Below are 17,802 nucleotides of genomic sequence, written 5' to 3'. Positions count from 1 at the left end.
CCGACAGGGGCGCGGGGAACTGCGCGACGAGCGCTTACCGCTTACCGCAACCCCGCCCCCAACCGCCGCAACCCCTCCCCGATCTCCTCCGGAGTCTGGGTGACGAAGCACAGCCGCAGAGTCGCCCGGTCCCCCTCACCCACGAAGAAGGGAGCCCCCGGCACATACGCCACCCCCTGCTCCACCGCTCCCCGCAACAGTGCGCCGGTGTCGTACGCCTCCGGAAGCCGGGCCCAGAGGAACATGCCACCCTCGGGCCGGGTCCAGCTCGACCCTTCCGGCAGCGCGCCCCCGATCCCGGCGAGCATGGCGTCGCGCCGCTCCCCGTAAACGCCGGCCACGCGCCGCACATGGGCGTCGAGATCCTGGTCGGCCAGATAACGGGCGGCGGCGAGCTGGTTGACGGTCGGGGTGTGCAGGTCGGCGGCCTGCTTGGCGACGGCACAGGCCCGCCGCAACAGCTCCGGTGCCCGCAGCCAGCCCAACCGCAGCCCCGGCGCCATGACCTTGGAGAAGGAGCCGAGCAGAACCGTACGGTCCTCCGCGCCCGGGAAGGAGGCGATCCACGGCACGCGCTCGCCCTCGAAGCGCAGCTCGCCGTACGGGTCGTCCTCGACGATCCACAGCCCGAGCCGCGCGGCGACCTCGGCCACGGCGGCCCGGCGGTCGGCCGGCATGGTCTGGCCGGTGGGGTTGCGGAAGGTGGGCACGGTGTAGAGGAGCTTGGGCCGGTGCCGGGCGACCAGTTCCTCCAGCGCCCCCGGATCGATCCCGTCGGCGTCCCCCGCCACGGCGACGACCTGCGCCCCGGCCAGCCCGAACACCTGAAGGGCGGCGAGATAACAGGGCGTTTCGACGAGGACGACGTCCCCGGGTTCGATCAGCGCGGTGGCGAGCAGTGACAGGGCCTGCTGGGAACCGGTGGTGACGAGGAGGTCGTCGGCGTCGGTGGGCAGGCCGCGCGCGGTGTGCCGTATCGCGAGCGCTTCACGCAGGGCGGGCTCGCCCTCGGTCGTGGCGTACTGCAGGGCGCGCGCGGGCGTGTCCGCGAACACGTCCCGGAAGGCGGCGGCCACGCCCTCCGCGTCGAACAGCTCGGGTGCGGGCAGCCCGCCCGCGAAGTTGATCACCTCGGGCCGCGCGGTGACGGCCAGGATGTCCCGTACGGCAGACCCGCCGACCACCCGTGCCCGCGCGGCGAGCGCGGGCACGGCAGCGACGGAGGCGGAAGCGGAAGCGGCTGTCATGTGCGGCTCCTTCAGGCGGGCGGGCGGACGACACGTCCCCTGCCCACACCCTAGAGAAATGCCTGCAACCTACAACCGCTTTTCACGATCCGGACCGAAGCCCGCAACCCACTCCGCCAGACACCCCTCAGCCCTTCCTCCCACTCGCCCCATACACATTGATGTCCGCGTCCGTGACGTCGTTGATGTCGCGATAGCGGACCTTCTCGATGTCGTCCAGCGACTCGAAGTACGCGGCCTCGACCTGCTCCGGGACCGGCGCGCCACCGTCGGGACGCCAGTGGTGGGCGGGGACGACGCCCGGCTCGTCGAGGGTGAGCCCGTTCTCCTCGAAGAAGCGCTCCACCTCGGCCCGGGACCGCAGCACGAAGGTGAACCCCCGCTCGGTGTAAGTCCGTTGGACCGCGCGGATGTTCTCGGGGTTCAGGTCCTCGGTGAGATGGCTGAGCACGAGCCGGCTGCCGGACGGCAACGCGTCGACCAGCTCACGCACGATGTCGTACGCCTCCGGCTCGGCCACGAAGTGCAGGACCGCCGCGAGGACGAGCGCGATCGGCTGGTCGAAGTCGAGGGTCTTGCGGGCGTGTTCGAGGATCTGCGCCGGGTCGGCCAGGTCCGCGTCGATGTAGTCGGTACGACCGTCGGGCCCGCTGGTGAGCAGGGCGCGCGCGTGGGCGAGAACGATCGGGTCGTTGTCGACGTAGACGACCCGGCTGTCCGGCGCGATGCGCTGGGCGATCTGGTGGACGTTGTCCTGAGTGGGCAGCCCGGTGCCGATGTCCAGGAACTGCCGGATGCCCTCCTCGCCCGCCATCGTCGTCACCGCGCGCCGCATGAAGTCACGGTTGTGCCGGACGTCGAGGTAACCGCGGGGGTTGGCGGCGAGCGCCGCGGCCGCCGCGTTGCGGTCGGCCGGGTAGTTGTCCTTGCCGCCGAGGAAGACGTCGTAGACCCGGGCCGGGTGGGCTTTGGTGGTGTCGATCCTCCTTCGCAGCTCGGCGGGGTCCTGACTGAGAGCATCGCCGCTCATGGGGCCTCTCCCTGGGGAGCTGATGTCCAAACCTCTACAACGGACAACAACCTATCCGCCGCCCGCAGTTGATGTTCGAAATTCGAAAAGCGCCCCCGACCGTCCCCCGGCCGTCCCCCGGACCGTCCCGGAAGGCCCCGGACCGGGACGCCATCACCGCAGGTCAGCAGGCCGACGGACGGACAGGCGTCCCAGATTCCCGGCAGAACGTGGCGCTGGGACGGATCGCGCAACAAGCTGGTGCCCCACCCCCCCTCCCGTCCCTCCCCGGAAAGGGCACCCCCATGTCCGTACGCACCTCCCGTACGCGCCTGTTCGCCGCCACGGCGGTCGCGCTCGTCGCGCTCACCACCCTCACGGCGTGCGAGGACGGCGAGGGCGTACGGGACGAGGGCCCGTCATCGTCGTCCGCCAGGTCCCCCCTGACCCAGCAGCACGCACCGCACGCACCCGCGGCCGAGCGGGCTCACAGCATGCGGGCGGCCTCGGTGGCCCAGTAGGTGAGGATGTTCTGCGCGCCGGCGCGCTTGATGCCCGTCAGGGTCTCCAGGATGGCCCGCTCCCGGTCGACCCAGCCCTTCTCCGCCGCGGCCTCGATCATCGAGTACTCCCCGGAGATCTGATAGGCGGCGACGGGGACGTCCACGGCGTCGGCGACACGGGCGAGGATGTCGAGGTAGGGCCCGGCGGGCTTCACCATGACGATGTCGGCGCCCTCCTCGAGGTCGAGCGCGAGTTCCCTCAAGGACTCCCGAACGTTGGCGGGGTCCTGCTGATACGTCTTGCGGTCCCCCTTCAGCGAGGAACCGACGGCTTCCCGGAAGGGCCCGTAGAAGGCGGAGGAGTACTTGGCGGTGTAGGCGAGGATCGCGACGTCTTCCCGCCCGATCTGATCGAGGGCATCCCGGACGACCCCGATCTGCCCGTCCATCATCCCGCTGGGCCCCACCACATGGGCCCCGGCGTCGGCCTGCACCTGAGCCATCTCGGCATAGCGCTCGAGGGTGGCGTCGTTGTCGACCCGCCCCTGGTCGTCCAGCACTCCGCAGTGGCCGTGGTCGGTAGTCTCGTCGAGACACAGGTCGGACATCACCAGCAGGTCGTCCCCGACCTCGGCCCGCACGTCCCGGATGGCCACCTGCAGAATCCCGTCGGGATCGGTCCCCGGGGTCCCGACGGCGTCCTTCTTCGACTCCTCCGGCACCCCGAAGAGCATGATCCCGGAGACCCCGGCCGCCACTGCCTCCGCGGCCGCCTTCTTCAGGCTGTCCCGCGTGTGCTGCACGACCCCGGGCATGGCCGCGATCGGCACGGGCTCACTGACGCCCTCCCGCACGAACGCCGGGAGGATGAAGTCAGCGGGGTGCAGCCGGGTCTCGGCGACCATGCGCCGCATGACGGGGGTGGACCGCAGCCGCCGGGGCCGCGAGCCGGGAAAGGATCCGTACGTCGACATGCCTTCTACGCTACGCCCGCCCCGGGGGCACCTTTGCCGACGGTGTGTCGCCGGCCGGGCCCCGGGGCGGGCGGTGGTCTTGCCTAGCCCTGGTGGTAGGTGAAGGTACTGCCGTTCTTGGACTTCGGGACGTACACCTGGTGCCAGCTCCAGCCGGCCGGGGGACGGACGTAGTGGAACTCGACCGAGCTGTTGGTCTCCCACCAGTAGTCCCCGGCCGTGATGCAGCCCTTGGCCGGGACGTCCCAGAACCGGGAGTGGATCCAGTCGCCCTGGTCGTTGTTGCCGACGAGGAAGAACTTGAGGGCGGAGCCGTTGTCGTTGCAGATCTTGATCTGCACGTTGGCGGTGGCGGCGCTGGCGGTCGCGGGTGCCGCGAGGACGCCAGTGGCGGAGGCCACGGCGAGCGCGGCGATGGTGAGCTTTCTGCGGAGGTTGCCCATGTCGATGGTGCCTTTCGCTTGCGAGGAAGGGCGTGGAGGGCTCAGCCGAGCAGGCCGTTGGACCGCAGCCAGGTGCGCGCCGTGCCGGACGGGGACGCCCCTCCGTCGACGGAGGCGGCCAGTGCGGCCAACTGCGCTGTGGTGAGCCGGGAGTTGAGGCGGGCCAGGGCCTTGCTTGCGGCCAGACCCGCGTAGGGGGCGCCGATGAGCGGGAAGACGTGCTCGGGCGGCAGGGCGTTCTTCGGGTCGGTCAGCACGACCAGGCCGTCCCGGGTGATGACGGGGTCGGTGCCGTGCAGGACCAGGACGTCGGCGGTGGCCGAGGTACCGGACTCGGTGAGCTGGGTGCCGTAGACCTTCCGCAGCGAGGCGGCCGACGGAGCGTCCGGATCGCCGGAGGCGGGGCCGCCGAGGGTGAGGCGGCCGGCCTTCGCGAGGTCGGCGAGGGTGCGCAGGCCGTGCGTGCGGGCGGTGGCCGGGGTGACCGCGAGGACGACACCGTTCTGTGCCTGTGCGGGCGGCAGGGCGTCGATGCCCGGGGGCAGGGCCATGCTGAGGGTGGCGGCCATGTTGCCGGGCAGGGTCTGGGCCTCGGGCAGGGCGCGCAGGGTCGAGGTCTCGTAGGCGGGTGCGAGGCCGATCCGGCCCTCCGCCACGGCCCGCGTGGTGTCGGCGGGCGAGGAGTAACGGGTGCTCGCCGTACGCACCTTCACGCCCGCGTCGGCGAGCAGTTCGCCGTACAGGGCCGCCACGACCCGGCTCTCGGGCGAACCGTCGGTGCCGATCACGGTCGGCCCCACCTCGTCCGCGTAGGCGGTCGCAGTGTTTCCCTTCGACGCGCCGCCGCAGCCCGTGAGCAACAGCAGCGAGCACAGGGCTGCCGCGAGGGCGGCACGCGGACGAACACGACTGTCTGGCATCACGGAAACCACTTCTCGGTGGGGGCGGGCGGTCCGGCGCGGTCCGTTGCCTGCGCCGGGCCGCCCGCTGTCCTACGGGACGGTTCAGCAGTGGTGCGCGGCGCGCTCGCCGGACGTCATCACCGCGTCATGCCCTTCGGCGTAGGCGTTCCCGGGGTGGTCGGCGTCCCAGCCCGCCGCCTGGTAGTTGTTGATGTACCAGATGTAGTGGCCGTAGTAGCGCTTGCCGAAGTGGAACTCGTACCAGCCCTTGGCCTTCTGCTTGGCCTCGCCCCGCACGACCCAGCCCTTGTATCCGGGGCGGACGTTGATGCCCTTGCTGTCGGTGTTGGTGTGGGAGGTCGTCCAGGAGTGGGAGTACGAGACCTCGACGGAGGCCTTGTAGACCTTCCAGAACTCCATTTGCGCCTCGATCGCGACGCCGACCGAGTTCGTGGTGGCGGTCGTGTCCGACCAGGTGACGGTGCTCGGGGCGTTCTCGTGGGTGCAGTTGTAGTAGGTGGCGCCGACCTGGTGGCCCGGGCCGGTGTACGCGGTGTAGCTCTGCGGGTGGAACTTGCACAGGTCGGCCGAGCCGCAGCGCTGGAGGAGCTCCGCGACGGAGGGGCTGTCGGCGGCGTAGGACTGCGGGGCCGCCAGCAGGGAGGCGCCCAGCGCGAGGGCGGCGACGGCACCGGCACTGCGGGCGACGCGGCGGGTGCGGGTGGTGGGGGTTGAGCGGAGCGCGAATCGCATCGAATACTCCAGGGGAAAGTCGGCTTCCCATGACGTGGGAAAGCTCGGCTGACGAAAATCCGGTAACTGCTGCGCTACCTGGATTTGCCGGCCCTCGGGGGTGTGAGGGCCGGCACGGTGACCGCGCCGCCGCCGCACCGGGGGGAGGCGGGCGGCGGTGGGGCGGGCCGTTCGACATCCACTTTCGGAGCCCCCGAATTGTTGATCAATGCAGGTCAGAGGGGTAAACAACCCGATCGACGACCTACCGGCGGGTATGCCGCCGCTGGGTGTCACCTGCGTTTCCGTGCGGAGGCCGGAGGGTTTCCGCAGCGTCGGCGGAGTTCCCCCGGCCCGCTTTCCCCGTCCTGCGGTTCTCGTCCGAAGCCCCCCGGTTCTCCCCCGCGCGATCCTCCGCGCGCGCCCGGGGCCGGGGATCGGGGACGGACGAGGGCTTCCGCCCGTCGGAGGCGCCCGGGAGCACGGCCGGCACCGATGGCGATGGCGATGGCGGTGGCGGTGGCGTGCGGGCGGGCTCGACAAGGCCGGGTCCGGCCTCGGTCACGGTCCGCGCGGACCCGTCGTCAGGGCTGGGCCCGTCACAGACGCGCCGGTAGGAAACGCCGGGCAGGTAGCGCCGCCACTCGGCGACGGTCAGCGACCGGCCCGCGCGGGCACAGAGCCGGACGGCGACCTGTGCGGGGCCGACCGGGTAGGCGCGGACAAAGACGTGCGGGCCGGCGGCCCAGAGGTAGCCGTCGGGGCCGAAGGCCAGCGAGTCGATCACGTCGCCCGAACCGGCCGGGCTGCCGCCCAGGGGCCGGTTCAGGTCGAGGTCCCACAGGCTCAGGGCTCCCGAGCCGTAGGCGATGGCGAGGGTGGTGCCGTCGGGGCTGAAGGCCAGGGCGGTGACCAGCGCGCAGGCCGCGCAGCCGGTGTCGGTGGAGGGCGCGGGGATCACGGCCCGGGGCACCCGGTCCGTTCCGCGGTCCCATACGGTGACGGTGCCGAAGGCCCCGCCGGTGGCCGTGTGCGCACCGCCGGCGCTGACCGCGATGGCGTAGGTCTGCCGTCCGTCGATGAACACGGGATGCGGGTCGGGTGCGTAGGGCGATATGGCCATCCGGCCGCTGAAGCCGGCGGCCAGGGCCTCCTTGACCACGGCCTTCGGATCGTTCGACCGCACCCACGGAAGCCCGTGCGCGGTGTCCCACATCTGCGCGGCGAGCAGGCCCGCGGGCGTGCGCCAGCCGACCAGCAGGTGCCGGCCGTGCGCGGTGAGGAAGATGCCGCGGGCCGTGGACCCGGCCGGACCCGTCACGTCGAACGTGGTGGCCTTCCGGCCGGCGGGTGAGATGTCGCGCACCGTGAACCGCGCGGTGTGCGGGGCCCCGGAGACGGCGGCCGTGCCGTAGGCGACGCTACGGCTGTCCGGGCTGAAGGCCAGCAGCGGGCGGGAGGCCCCGACGGGGTCCGTGGGCCGGCGGGGGACGGCCAGTTCGGTGACGAGCCGGGCGGAGCGCGTCTCCTGGAGACGGAGCCGGTAACCGGCCTCGGTCCGTTGCGCGGTGGCCAGGAACCGGCCGTCCGGACTGAGCAGTACGGCCGCCATGGGCCGCTTGCGCCAGGGCGCGGCCAGGGTCGCGGCGAGGTCGAGGGAGTGCACCGTGCTGCCCGTCAGATAGCGCAGGGTCCGGCCGTCGGGGTCCCAGGCGAGGGCGGTGACGGAGCCGCCGGGCAGCGGCTGGCGCAGTACCGGCAGCCGTGGTGCCGCGATCCGCCAGACCGTGACGCCGTCGGGGCCGGAGGCCGCCAGGAACGCCCCGTCCGGCGTGAAGGCGAGGTGCCCGGGAGCGGGCCCGGCGAGGTCGGCGAGCTGCCGCCCGGTGGCGGTGTCCCAGACGCGGACACCGGTGTCCGTGGCCATGGCGAGCCGGGTGCCGCGCGCGCCGAAGACGACGGTCGCCGGGGAGCAGTCCGCTGCCCGGAGGGTCGCCCAGTCGCCCGGCCGGATCAGGTCACGGGCGGTGTCCCACACCTGCGGCGGCCGGTCCGGCCGGCAGACGGCCACCAGCCCGTTGTCCGGCGAGGGCACGGGACGGGCGTCGCCCGTCGTCTCGAACACCGTCCTGCCGTCGTCGACCGCGCGCAGCCGCACCCTGGGGTCAGGTCCGGAGTCCCGTACGACATAGCTGTTCCCGTCGGCCCCGAACCCGAGGATCCGGCCCTCCGTCTCGGGGTGCAGGGGGGTGGTGCCCGCGGCCGGCCGCCACAGCCGCCCGCCGGTCAGCAGCAGGGTCCCCTCCGCCGGGTCGGCCTCGGTCACCTGGCCGTCGGGCAGTGGGCCCGATCCGGTGGGGCGGTGCGTGACCACGTCCCAGGAGGACCAGGCGCCGGCGCCCGCGACCAGCAGTGTGCGGCCGGAGTCGGTGAGGAAGGCGCGGTCGTGGTCACCGAGCACCGGCCCGGTCAGGATGTCGTCCTCGGTCTCGGCGAGCGTGCTGATCAGGGCCGCGCGGCTGACCGGGGAGGGGGCGAGCCGCCAGGCGGCGACGCTGAACAGGGCGGCGGTACGGGGATCGACCGGCTGGGTCCGGGTGGCGAGGGCGGCGGCCTCCAGGGCCCCCGCGCGCAGCTTGTCCTGGTCGGCCGCGTGGTCGCGCTGCCAGGCCAGCTGGCCGGCGACGAGCGCACCGGCCACGACGACGGTGAGAGCCACGGCCAGCCCGCGCATCCGGCTGCGCATCCGGCCCGCCGTCCAGCGTTCCATGGAGTCGGCGACCCGGGAGGCGCTGAGGAAGGCCCGTTCCCGCCCGGTGAGGTCACCGTCGTTCACGCCCCGCCCGAACAGCAGGTCGGTGACGGCGAGTTGGGCGCCTCGGTAGAGGTTTCCGGGGTCGCGTTCGCGTTCCTCCCAGATCCGGGCGGCCTCGCTGAGACGGCGTTGCTCGACGAGCCGTTCGCGGTTGGCCTCGATCCACGCCTGCAGCCGCGGCCAGCGGGTGATCAGGGCCTCGTGGGCGAGTTCGGCGCTCTCCTCGCCGAGGGTGACGAGCCGGGCGCGGACGAGTCGCTGAAGGACCCCGGGCACCTCGGGATCGGACCACTCGCGCAGGTCGGCGCGGCTGACGGGACGACGGGTGTTCGTGGTACCGGCGCCCGGGTCGATCAGTGCCAGCAGCAGCCGGCGGGCGGTGTCCGCCTGGGCGGGGGACAACCGTCCGTAGACCTCCTCGGCGGCCGCGGCGATCGCTCCGTGGATGCCGCCCGCCGCCTCGTAGGCGGCCAGCGTCAGGACACCGCTGCGCCGTCTTCGCCAGGTCTCCCGCAGGGCCTGCGAGAGCATCGGCAGGGCGCCGGGCCGGTCCGCGGCCTCCTCGACGATCCGGGCGGTGAGTTCGCGCTCCACCCGCAGGCCGGCCGCCGTGGCCGGTCTGACGACCGCCTCCTGCAGCTCCACCCGGTTCATCGGGCGGACGGTGAGGGCGTGCTGCAACGCCTCCGCGAGCCCGGCGTGCTCCGCGCACCAGTTGTGGAAGCTGCTGCCCAGCGCGATGACGACACGCAGCCGGCCGGCGGGTTCCCGGGCGGCGAGGAGCTGGTCCACGAACCGCCGGCGTTGGACCCCGGACCGGCACAGGGTGAAGATCTCCTCGAACTGGTCCACCACCACGAACCGCTCCGGCCCGTCCTGAGACGGCTCCAGGAGACTGCCATGGGTGACGGCGGGCTGGGCCCCCGGCGTGATCAGCCGGATGTCCCTGCCGCGACCCGTCTCCCGGACGAGATCGTTCAGGCGGGGCAGCAGGCCGGCCCGCAGCAACGAGGACTTGCCGCTGCCCGAGTCACCAAGCAGTATCGCGAACCGGTGTTCTCTCACCAGTTCGAGCACGCCCTCAGCCAGCCGGTCCCGGCCGAAGAACCGGTCCCGGTCCCCGTACTCGAACCGCGCCAGCCCCTGGTAAGGCGCGTCGCAGTCCGTGGCCGACGGTGAGTGGACCTCATCGGTGACGGTTTCCCAGCGGGACTCCCACTCGTCCGGATCGGCCCCGCACGCCTGGGCGTAGGCCCGCACCACCGCCGCCGTCGGCAGCCGTTCGCCGGACGCGGCCCGTGACAGGGCGGTCACCGACAGACCGGTGTGCCCGGCCATGGTCCGGTACGACGGCGAGCCGGCCGCTCGTCGCAGTGCCCTCAGCTCATGCGCGAAGCGTGCTGTGGGCCCGGCCTCGGGGTCCAGGGGTCGTTCAGGGCGGCCCACCGTTCACCTCACCACCAGGTACTACCCGCAGGTAACCGTTTCGCCTGTCAGAGCGCCAGGTTTGTCCTGACAAGCGATTTCCTTGCGAGTTAAAGTAGTGGGTCGGATCATGCGACGGCAATCACTCCTGCAAATAGACGGGGCGTCCCGGTCGGGACGCCCCGTCTCATCTCACGTAGTGGACCGCCGGCGCCGGGCCCCCGGCCGCCGCTCACTCGGCCGCGCCACCGGATCCCCCGCCTCCACCGCCGCCACCCGCCGCTTCAACCCGAAGTCGGCGAGGGCCTCGGCCAGCTTGTGCACGGATGGCTCGGGAGCCATCACATCCACCCGCAGCCCATGCTCCTCAGCGGTCTTGGCCGTGGCCGGCCCGATACAGGCGATCACCGTCACGTTGTGCGGCTTCCCCGCGATCCCCACCAGGTTCCGCACAGTCGACGACGACGTGAAGAGAACGGCGTCGAAGCCACCCCCCTTGATCGCCTCCCGAGTCTCCTGCGGCGGCGGCGACGCCCGCACGGTCCGGTAAGCCGTGACGTCATCGACCTCCCAGCCCAGCTCGATCAGCCCGGCGACCAGCGTCTCCGTGGCGATATCGGCCCGAGGCAGGAAAACACGGTCGATCGGATCGAACACCGGATCGTAGGGCGGCCAGTCCTCCAGCAACCCAGCAGCCGACTGCTCCCCACTGGGCACCAGATCGGGCTTCACACCAAAGGCGACCAACGCCTTGGCGGTCTGCTCCCCCACCGCCGCGACCTTGATCCCGGCGAAGGCCCGCGCATCGAGCCCGTACTCCTCGAACTTCTCCCGAACAGCCTTCACCGCGTTCACCGAGGTGAAAGCGATCCACTCATAGCGCCCGGTAACGAGCCCCTTGACGGCCCGCTCCATCTGCTGCGGGGTCCGAGGCGGCTCGACGGCGATCGTCGGCACCTCGTGCGGCACGGCCCCGTAGGACCGCAGCTGGTCGGAGAGCGACGCCGCCTGCTCCTTCGTACGCGGCACCAGCACCCGCCACCCGAACAGCGGCTTGCTCTCGAACCACGACAACTGCTCACGCTGCGCGGGCGCGGACCGCTCGCCGACCACGGCTATCACCGGCCGGCCACCGTCGGGCGACGGCAGCACCTTGCCCTGCTTGAACGTCTGGGCGATGGTCCCCAGCGTCGCCGTCCAGGTCCGCTGACGCGTCGTGGTCCCGGCGATCGTCACCGTCAGCGGGGTGTCGGGCTTGCGCCCGGCCGCGACCAGCTCACCCGCCGCCGCCGCGACGGAGTCCAGGGTCGCCGAGACGACGACCGTCCCGTCCGAGGCCCCGACCTCGGTCCAGCACCGGTCGGAAGCCGTACGGGCGTCCACGAAACGGACGTCCGCGCCCTGCGCGTCCCGCAGCGGCACACCGGCGTACGCGGGCACGCCCACGGCGGCCGCGACGCCCGGTACCACCTCGAACGGGACGCCCGCGCGGGCGCACGCCAGCATCTCTCCGGCGGCGTACGCGTCGAGCCCGGGATCACCGGACACCGCACGGACGACCCGCCTGCCGCCCCGCGCGGCCTCCATGACAAGATGTGCGGCATCCCGCACAGCGGGTACACCAGCGGTTGTTGACGCTCCGTCAACAACCGTGAGTTGAGGCGTGCCTGTGCCTGGATGCGTGCTGCCGATAGGCGTGTCCAATTCGGTGTCGAGCTCGGCAACGCCTTGTCTGGCGTGCGTGCGTACGACGTCGAGCACCTCGTGCTCGGCGACCAGTACGTCCGCGTTCGCCAGCGCCTCGACGGCGCGCAGAGTCAGTAGTCCCGGATCCCCGGGTCCGGCACCCAGAAAGGTGACGTGCCCATGGTCCGGACCGGCGGGAAGGGTGGTGGGGCTCACTGTGCTCGCTCCCCCATCAGACCGGCCGCGCCCTTGGCAAGCATCTCGGCTGCGAGTTCACGGCCGAGCGCCATTGCTTGGTCGTACGTCTCGGGCACGGGACCGGTGGTGGACAGCTGCACCAGCGTCGAGCCGTCGGTCGTGCCGACGACGCCGCGCAGGCGCATCTCCTTGACAATCTGCCCGTCGGCCAGAAGGTCGGCCAGCGCGCCCACAGGGGCGCTGCAACCGGCCTCCAGGGCGGCGAGCAGTGACCGTTCGGCGGTCACGGCGACCCGGGTGTCCGGGTCGTCGAGCGCGCCGAGTGCCGCGATCAGGTCGGAGTCGTGGGAGGTGTTCCCCGCTCTGCACTCGATCGCCAGGGCCCCTTGGCCAGGGGCAGGCAGAACCATGTCGACCGACAGGAAGTCGGTCACTTCGTCGGCGCGCCCGATCCGGTTGAGCCCGGCCGCGGCCAGGACAACGGCATCCAGCTCACCACGTCTCACGAACCCGATCCGGGTGTCGACGTTCCCCCGGACCGGGACGACCTCGACGCTCAGCCCATGGGCACGCGCGTACGCGTTCAGCTGGGCGGTGCGCCGCGTCGACCCCGTCCCCACCCGCGCGCCGGGCGGCAGGTCGGTGAACTTCAGGTCGTCGCGGGCCACGAGCACGTCACGCGGATCCTCGCGCTTCGGTACGGCGGCCAGCACCAGGTCGTCGGGCTGCGCGGTCGGCAGGTCCTTCAGCGAGTGCACCGCGAAGTCGACCTCCCCGCGCAGCAACGCGTCGCGCAGGGCGGTCACGAAGACACCCGTGCCGCCGATCTGGGCGAGGTCCGCACGGGACACATCGCCGTACGTCGTGATCTCGACCAGCTCGACGGGCCGCCCGGTCAGCCGCCGCACGGCGTCCGCGACCTGCCCGGACTGGGCCAGGGCGAGTTGACTCCGCCGGGTCCCAAGTCTCAGCGCCCCTGGCGCCGGCCCTCGTACTGGCTCACTCATGCTCGCCCTCGGTTCTCGGCGTGGCCGTCTTCGTTGTCCGCGTTGTCCGCCCGGGACACGGAGGCGACCGTCTCCTGGTCGAGGTCGAACAGGGTGCGCAGCGCGTCGGCGTACCCGGCGCCGCCGGGCTCGGCCGCGAGCTGCTTGACCCGTACGGTCGGCGCGTGCAGCAGTTTGTCGACGACGCGCCGCACGGTCTGGGTGATCTCGGCGCGGTGCTTCTCGTCGAGGCCGGGCAGCCGGCCGTCGAGCCGGGCGATCTCACCGGCGACCACATCGGCGGCCATGGCGCGCAGCGCGACGACGGTGGGTGTGATGTGCGCGGCCCGCAGGGCGGCCCCGAACGCGGCGACCTCGTCGGCGACGATCCGCCGGACCTGGTCGACATCGGCGGCCATCGGAGCGTCCGCCGAGGCCTCGGCGAGCGACTCGATGTCCACCAGCCGTACGCCGGGCAGCCGGTGCGCGGCGGCGTCGACGTCCCGGGGCATCGCGAGGTCGAGCAGCGAGAGCACGGGGGCGGGCCGCGGAACCCCGACGACCACCTCGGGACGCCGGCGCTCGGGAATCCGTCCGAGGGTGGCCGCGGTCAGGGCGAGCGCGGCGATCAGCTCACGGTCGTCGTCCGGCGTACGACGGCCGACGTCCCGGCGGTCGACGCTGCCGTTGTCCACCCAGGCCGCGTGCTGCTCCAGCGTCGCCGCGTCCATCCCGGCGACGGCGGCCTCGCCCATCACGGAGAACCCGGCCGACTCCTGCACGGCCTGCCCGGCCGGCGCGGCACTCAGGTCGAGCGGACAGCCGTCCTCCGTACCGATGCTGGTGGGCGGCAGGACAGCCCGTACGTCACCCTTCGCGGCGGTACGAGGCGCCAGCCCGGCCTCGTCGGCAGGCACCCGGCCCTCGACGGCGGCCGCGATGGTCTCGGCGGTGAGGACGAGCCCGGTCGCGCCGGTACAGGAAACGGCTATATCGGCACGTGTCAGCTCGAAGGGCACCGATTCCATCGGAACCGCACGGGCGAACACGGAACCCGCCCCACCCTCGTTGCTCTCCCCGCCCTCGTTGTTCTCGTTGATGATCTGCGCGAGCCGCTCGGCGCGATCCGATGTGCGGTTGGCGACGACGATCTCGGCGACGCCGATCCGCGCAAGGGTGGCGGCGGCCAGCGAGGACATGGAACCGGCCCCGATGACCAGGGCTTTCTTGCCCGCAGCCCAGGACTCGACCGAGCCCCCTGCCCCCCTGCCCGCCAGCTCCTGGAGCCCGAAGGTGACCAGGGACTGTCCGGCCCGGTCGATGCCGGTCTCGGAGTGGGCCCGCTTGCCGACCCGCAGCCCCTGCTGGAACAGGTCGTTCAGCAGCCGCCCGGCCGAGTGGATCTCCTGCGCGAGGGCGAGCGAGTTCTTGATCTGCCCGAGGACCTGGCCCTCGCCGACAACCATGGAGTCGAGCCCGCAGGCCACGGAGAACAGATGGTGGACGGCCCGGTCCTCGTAGTGCACGTACAGATAGGGGGTGAGCTCGTCCAGCCCGACCCCGCTGTGCTGTGCGAGCAGCGTGGACAGCTCGGCGACACCCGCGTGGAACTTGTCCACGTCCGCGTACAGCTCGATGCGGTTGCAGGTGGCGAGCAGCGCCGCCTCGGCTGCGGGTTCGGCGGCGACGGTGTCCTGAAGCAACTTGATCTGCGCGTCCTGGGACAGCGCGGCCCGCTCGAGGACGCTGACCGGAGCACTGCGGTGGCTCAGCCCGACGACGAGAAGACTCATGCCGGCATCACGGCGGGAACGTCCCCGTCAGGCCCATTGCCCTCACCGGCGCCAGCACCACTGCTGCCGCCGACCTTGCCGTTGCTGCTGCCGGTACGGCCCTGCCCCTTGGCCGAGATCCGCGCGGCGTCGGCCGCGACCGCTGCGGCGTCGGCGGCGGCAGCCGCCGCGTCGGCCTCCTCGCCGGCCTTGCGCTGCTCGTGGAAAGCGAGGATCTGCAACTCGATGGAGAGATCGACCTTGCGTACGTCGACACCGTCCGGAACGGTCAGCACGGTGGGCGCGAAGTTCAGAATGGATGTGACCCCCGCGGCGACGAGCCGGTCACACACGGGCTGAGCGGCACCGGCGGGCGTGGCGATAACGCCAATGGACACACCGTTGTCCGCGATGATCCTTTCCAGATCGTCCGAGTGCTGCACCGGAATACCGGCGACCGGCTTTCCCGCCATGGCGGGATCGGCGTCAATGAGCGCGGCCACCCTGAATCCACGGGAGGCGAAGCCGCCGTAGTTAGCGAGGGCGGCGCCGAGATTACCGATGCCGACGATCACAACCGGCCAGTCCTGGGTCAGCCCCAGCTCACGCGAGATCTGATAGACGAGATACTCGACGTCGTAGCCGACCCCACGCGTTCCGTAAGAACCCAGGTAAGAGAAGTCCTTGCGCAGCTTCGCGGAGTTGACTCCCGCGGCCGCGGCCAGTTCCTCGGAGGAAACCGTGGGCACCGAGCGCTCCGACAGTCCGGTCAGCGCACGGAGGTACAGCGGAAGCCTGGCGACGGTGGCCTCGGGAATCCCTCGGCTGCGGGTCGCCGTTCGGTGAGTTCGGCCAGTTGCCACGGTGCTCCTGCGGGTAGCGCGGGGCTGCAGGCGGTCACACGTCCCCGGACCGCCCCGTCGAAAGCAGGCTATGTCTTTGTGAACGCGTGCACAAAGATGGTGTCCGATTTGCCCGGCCAACGTGACCGGGGTCACGCACCCCCGGCGCACGCGTATGGAACCGGCGCACGAGCACCGCCGCTCCTCACCGTCACAGGCACCGTTCGGGGGCAAAACCGACACACTCCTCATGAATCCCGCCCCCGAGATCTGAACCGCCCTCGATCCTAAGCGACTTTCCGGACCACTTGGACTGCTCGTTCGGCACTTGGTCAGAACGCGACCACTCGGTAATCGATCGGGAATCTATGTGAGGGCTTTGCGAAGACGTTCTTCGTCGACGCGCCAGAAGGTGTGCTGGGCGCCGTCGATGAGCACGACAGGGATCTGTTCCCAGTACTCACGGTTGAGTTCTTCGTCCTGGGTGATGTCCTTCTGTTCCCACGGCACACCAAGATCCGCGCACACCTTCTCGACAACCAGCTGTGCGTCATCACACAAATGACAACCGGGCTTCCGGATCAACGTGACAAGCCGAGACTGGGGATCACGGCGGTCGACGCGCCGGAACAAGGGACTCATACGCCCATTGTCCCGCGCACCCCGGGCAGCCTCCGGACCCGTGACGGGAAGGGTCCGATCCGCTTCTTTAACCGCACCGTTCCGGAGAGTTCACAACCTTCGAACCTCGCGACTCCGGAAGCACCGAACAAACTGGCTATGCTCACGTCATGGCCGCTCTCGGATGGCTCACTCCCCGTAGGCGCTCCGCCACGGCGCGAAGCGTGTTGGCAGGCGAGGCCTCGGCGGAGGCAGCGCGGAAATCCTCCCAGGAGCTGGAGGAACTGACGCATGCGCCGGTTCCCCCCGGCACCGAGGACGAACCGGCGTTCCCCGTCCTGGGTGACGACAAGGCCGCCGCCTTCTTCGACCTCGACAACACCGTCATGCAGGGCGCCGCGATCTTCCACTTCGGCCGCGGCCTGTACAAACGGAAGTTCTTCGAGACCCGCGACCTCTACCGGTTCGCCTGGCAGCAGGCGTGGTTCAGGCTGGCCGGCATCGAGGACCCCGAGCACATGCAGGACGCCCGGGACTCCGCCCTCTCCATCGTCAAGGGCCACCGTGTCGCCGAACTGATGTCGATCGGCGAGGAGATCTACGACGAGTACATGGCCGAACGCATCTGGCCGGGCACACGCGCACTGGCCCAGGCACACCTGGACGCGGGCCAGAAGGTGTGGCTGGTGACGGCGGCCCCCGTCGAGATCGCCACGGTCATCGCCCGCCGCCTGGGCCTGACGGGCGCGCTGGGCACGGTCGCGGAGTCGGTAGACGGCGTATACACGGGCAAGTTGGTGGGCGAGCCCCTGCACGGCCCCGCGAAAGCGGAAGCGGTACGCGCCCTGGCGGCGGCCGAAGGCCTGATCCTCCCGCGCTGCGCGGCGTACAGCGACTCGCACAACGACATCCCGATGCTGTCCCTGGTCGGCCACCCCTACGCGATCAACCCGGACGCCAAACTCCGCAAACACGCCCGCCAACTGGACTGGCGCCTGAGGGACTACCGCACAGGCCGCAAGGCGGCAAAGGTAGGCATCCCGGCAGCAGCAGGAGTAGGAGCGGTAGCAGGAGGCACAGCAGCAGCAATCGCCCTACACCGCCGCCGCCGCTGAACACACATCCCCTGGAGAACCCCGGCCGACCTCTCCCCAGAGAGCCCCGTCCGGCATTTCCCTGAAAGCCCCGGCCGGCATCTCCGCAGAGAGCCCCGGCCGGCATCACCACCGAGAGCGCCGTTCCGACCCCTCCGCCGAGAGCTCCGGCCGGCATCACCACCGAGAGCGCCGTTCCGACCCCTCCGCCGAGAGCCCCGGCCGGCATCACCACCGAGAGCGCCGTTCCGACCCCTCCGCCGAGAGCCCCCGCCGCGGCACCTCCCTGCACAGCCCGACCCACACCTCCAGCAACAGCCCCGGCCGGCATCTACCGCAACAGCCGGACCCACACCTCCCTTTACAGCCCCGGCGGCATCTCCAATGCGAGCCCCGGCCGCGCCACCTCCCTTGCCAACCCCGGCCCGCACCTCCCCTTGCAGCGCCGGCCCGCATTTCCAGCCCGTCCGGCGTTTGAGGACGAGGCCCGTTCAGGGCCGTAGGGGGGTCTGGGGGCGCAGCCCCCAGGGACAGGATGGGACGGGTAGGGGCG

Annotated in this window: 14 protein-coding genes; 2 read left to right on the top strand and 12 right to left on the bottom strand. The window is 71.5% G+C overall.

The genetic code is table 11. The features are described from left to right. Nucleotides 1-41: 41 nt before the first annotated feature. Both ABZ855_RS46350 and ABZ855_RS46345 read right to left on the bottom strand, forming a co-directional pair. Nucleotides 42-1,247 (bottom strand): PLP-dependent aminotransferase family protein, encoded by a 1,206-nt coding sequence (locus tag ABZ855_RS46350; protein ID WP_360819449.1) that lies wholly within the window; start codon nucleotides 1,245-1,247, stop codon nucleotides 42-44. 127 nt (nucleotides 1,248-1,374) lie between these two features. Beyond that, nucleotides 1,375-2,277, bottom strand: a complete 903-nt coding sequence (locus ABZ855_RS46345; RefSeq protein ID WP_360819446.1) for an SAM-dependent methyltransferase — start codon at nucleotides 2,275-2,277, stop codon at nucleotides 1,375-1,377. Between the two features lie 284 nt (nucleotides 2,278-2,561). Here ABZ855_RS46345 and ABZ855_RS46340 point away from each other — a divergent pair, with 284 nt between their 5' ends. Beyond that, nucleotides 2,562-2,777, top strand: a complete 216-nt coding sequence (locus tag ABZ855_RS46340) for a hypothetical protein (protein WP_360819444.1) — start codon at nucleotides 2,562-2,564, stop codon at nucleotides 2,775-2,777. Here the strand turns inward: ABZ855_RS46340 and hemB are convergent. The 10 genes from hemB to ABZ855_RS46290 all read right to left on the bottom strand — a co-directional run bounded on the left by hemB (nucleotide 2,744) and on the right by ABZ855_RS46290 (nucleotide 16,176). Continuing rightward, nucleotides 2,744-3,733 carry a porphobilinogen synthase gene (gene hemB, locus ABZ855_RS46335; protein WP_360819442.1) on the bottom strand — a complete coding sequence of 330 codons (990 nt, stop codon included), beginning with the start codon at nucleotides 3,731-3,733 and terminating at the stop codon, nucleotides 2,744-2,746. The two genes, ABZ855_RS46340 and hemB, sit on opposite strands and share 34 nt — an antisense overlap. A gap of 83 nt (nucleotides 3,734-3,816) precedes the next feature. After that, nucleotides 3,817-4,176: a hypothetical protein gene (locus ABZ855_RS46330; RefSeq protein WP_360819439.1), complete on the bottom strand. Its 360-nt coding sequence runs from the start codon at nucleotides 4,174-4,176 to the stop codon at nucleotides 3,817-3,819. A gap of 41 nt (nucleotides 4,177-4,217) precedes the next feature. After that, nucleotides 4,218-5,096 carry a glycine betaine ABC transporter substrate-binding protein gene (locus ABZ855_RS46325; RefSeq protein WP_360819436.1) on the bottom strand — a complete coding sequence of 293 codons (879 nt, stop codon included), beginning with the start codon at nucleotides 5,094-5,096 and terminating at the stop codon, nucleotides 4,218-4,220. 84 nt (nucleotides 5,097-5,180) lie between these two features. Further along, the gene (locus ABZ855_RS46320) at nucleotides 5,181-5,831 is read right to left on the bottom strand and encodes a hypothetical protein (protein ID WP_360819434.1); all 651 of its coding nucleotides are present in this window, start codon (nucleotides 5,829-5,831) and stop codon (nucleotides 5,181-5,183) included. Between the two features lie 244 nt (nucleotides 5,832-6,075). Next, on the bottom strand, nucleotides 6,076-10,071 hold the full coding sequence (locus tag ABZ855_RS46315; protein WP_360819431.1) for a helix-turn-helix domain-containing protein: 3,996 nt from the start codon (nucleotides 10,069-10,071) through the stop codon (nucleotides 6,076-6,078). A 171-nt stretch (nucleotides 10,072-10,242) separates the two neighbouring features. Continuing rightward, a complete protein-coding gene (locus tag ABZ855_RS46310; RefSeq protein WP_360819428.1) occupies nucleotides 10,243-11,952 on the bottom strand; it encodes a uroporphyrinogen-III synthase in 1,710 nt (569 codons plus the stop codon). Then, nucleotides 11,949-12,941, bottom strand: coding sequence for a hydroxymethylbilane synthase (hemC, locus tag ABZ855_RS46305; RefSeq protein ID WP_360819425.1), 993 nt, complete (start codon nucleotides 12,939-12,941; stop codon nucleotides 11,949-11,951). Before hemC ends, ABZ855_RS46310 begins: the two co-directional genes overlap by 4 nt. Then, nucleotides 12,938-14,713 carry a glutamyl-tRNA reductase gene (locus ABZ855_RS46300; protein ID WP_360819422.1) on the bottom strand — a complete coding sequence of 592 codons (1,776 nt, stop codon included), beginning with the start codon at nucleotides 14,711-14,713 and terminating at the stop codon, nucleotides 12,938-12,940. The genes hemC and ABZ855_RS46300 overlap by 4 nt, the downstream gene beginning before the upstream one ends. Further along, nucleotides 14,710-15,555, bottom strand: a complete 846-nt coding sequence (locus ABZ855_RS46295) for a redox-sensing transcriptional repressor Rex (protein WP_360819419.1) — start codon at nucleotides 15,553-15,555, stop codon at nucleotides 14,710-14,712. The genes ABZ855_RS46300 and ABZ855_RS46295 overlap by 4 nt, the downstream gene beginning before the upstream one ends. Before the next feature lie 345 nt (nucleotides 15,556-15,900). After that, entirely contained in the window at nucleotides 15,901-16,176 is a 276-nt protein-coding gene (locus ABZ855_RS46290) for a glutaredoxin family protein (RefSeq protein WP_360819416.1), read from the bottom strand. Between the two features lie 149 nt (nucleotides 16,177-16,325). On the opposite strand from ABZ855_RS46290, the gene ABZ855_RS46285 reads away from it, so the two are divergent. Beyond that, on the top strand, nucleotides 16,326-17,270 hold the full coding sequence (locus ABZ855_RS46285; protein ID WP_360819414.1) for an HAD-IB family hydrolase: 945 nt from the start codon (nucleotides 16,326-16,328) through the stop codon (nucleotides 17,268-17,270). Nucleotides 17,271-17,802: the final 532 nt, after the last annotated feature.

This window comes from Streptomyces sp. NPDC047042, from assembly GCF_040644035.1.
In the GTDB taxonomy this organism is placed as follows: domain Bacteria; phylum Actinomycetota; class Actinomycetes; order Streptomycetales; family Streptomycetaceae; genus Streptomyces.
Note: the sequence above shows the minus strand (reverse complement) of the source record. Positions and strands in the feature narration are given on the sequence as shown.

Coding starts and splice junctions, on each gene's coding strand:
- ABZ855_RS46350 (WP_360819449.1), bottom strand. CDS start 1,247: ATGACAGCCGCTTCCGCTTCCGCCTCCGTCGCTGCCGTGCCCGCGCTC.
- ABZ855_RS46345 (WP_360819446.1), bottom strand. CDS start 2,277: ATGAGCGGCGATGCTCTCAGTCAGGACCCCGCCGAGCTGCGAAGGAGG.
- ABZ855_RS46340 (WP_360819444.1), top strand. CDS start 2,562: ATGTCCGTACGCACCTCCCGTACGCGCCTGTTCGCCGCCACGGCGGTC.
- hemB (WP_360819442.1), bottom strand. CDS start 3,733: ATGTCGACGTACGGATCCTTTCCCGGCTCGCGGCCCCGGCGGCTGCGG.
- ABZ855_RS46330 (WP_360819439.1), bottom strand. CDS start 4,176: ATGGGCAACCTCCGCAGAAAGCTCACCATCGCCGCGCTCGCCGTGGCC.
- ABZ855_RS46325 (WP_360819436.1), bottom strand. CDS start 5,096: ATGCCAGACAGTCGTGTTCGTCCGCGTGCCGCCCTCGCGGCAGCCCTG.
- ABZ855_RS46320 (WP_360819434.1), bottom strand. CDS start 5,831: ATGCGATTCGCGCTCCGCTCAACCCCCACCACCCGCACCCGCCGCGTC.
- hemC (WP_360819425.1), bottom strand. CDS start 12,941: ATGAGTGAGCCAGTACGAGGGCCGGCGCCAGGGGCGCTGAGACTTGGG.
- ABZ855_RS46300 (WP_360819422.1), bottom strand. CDS start 14,713: ATGAGTCTTCTCGTCGTCGGGCTGAGCCACCGCAGTGCTCCGGTCAGC.
- ABZ855_RS46290 (WP_360819416.1), bottom strand. CDS start 16,176: ATGAGTCCCTTGTTCCGGCGCGTCGACCGCCGTGATCCCCAGTCTCGG.
- ABZ855_RS46285 (WP_360819414.1), top strand. CDS start 16,326: ATGGCCGCTCTCGGATGGCTCACTCCCCGTAGGCGCTCCGCCACGGCG.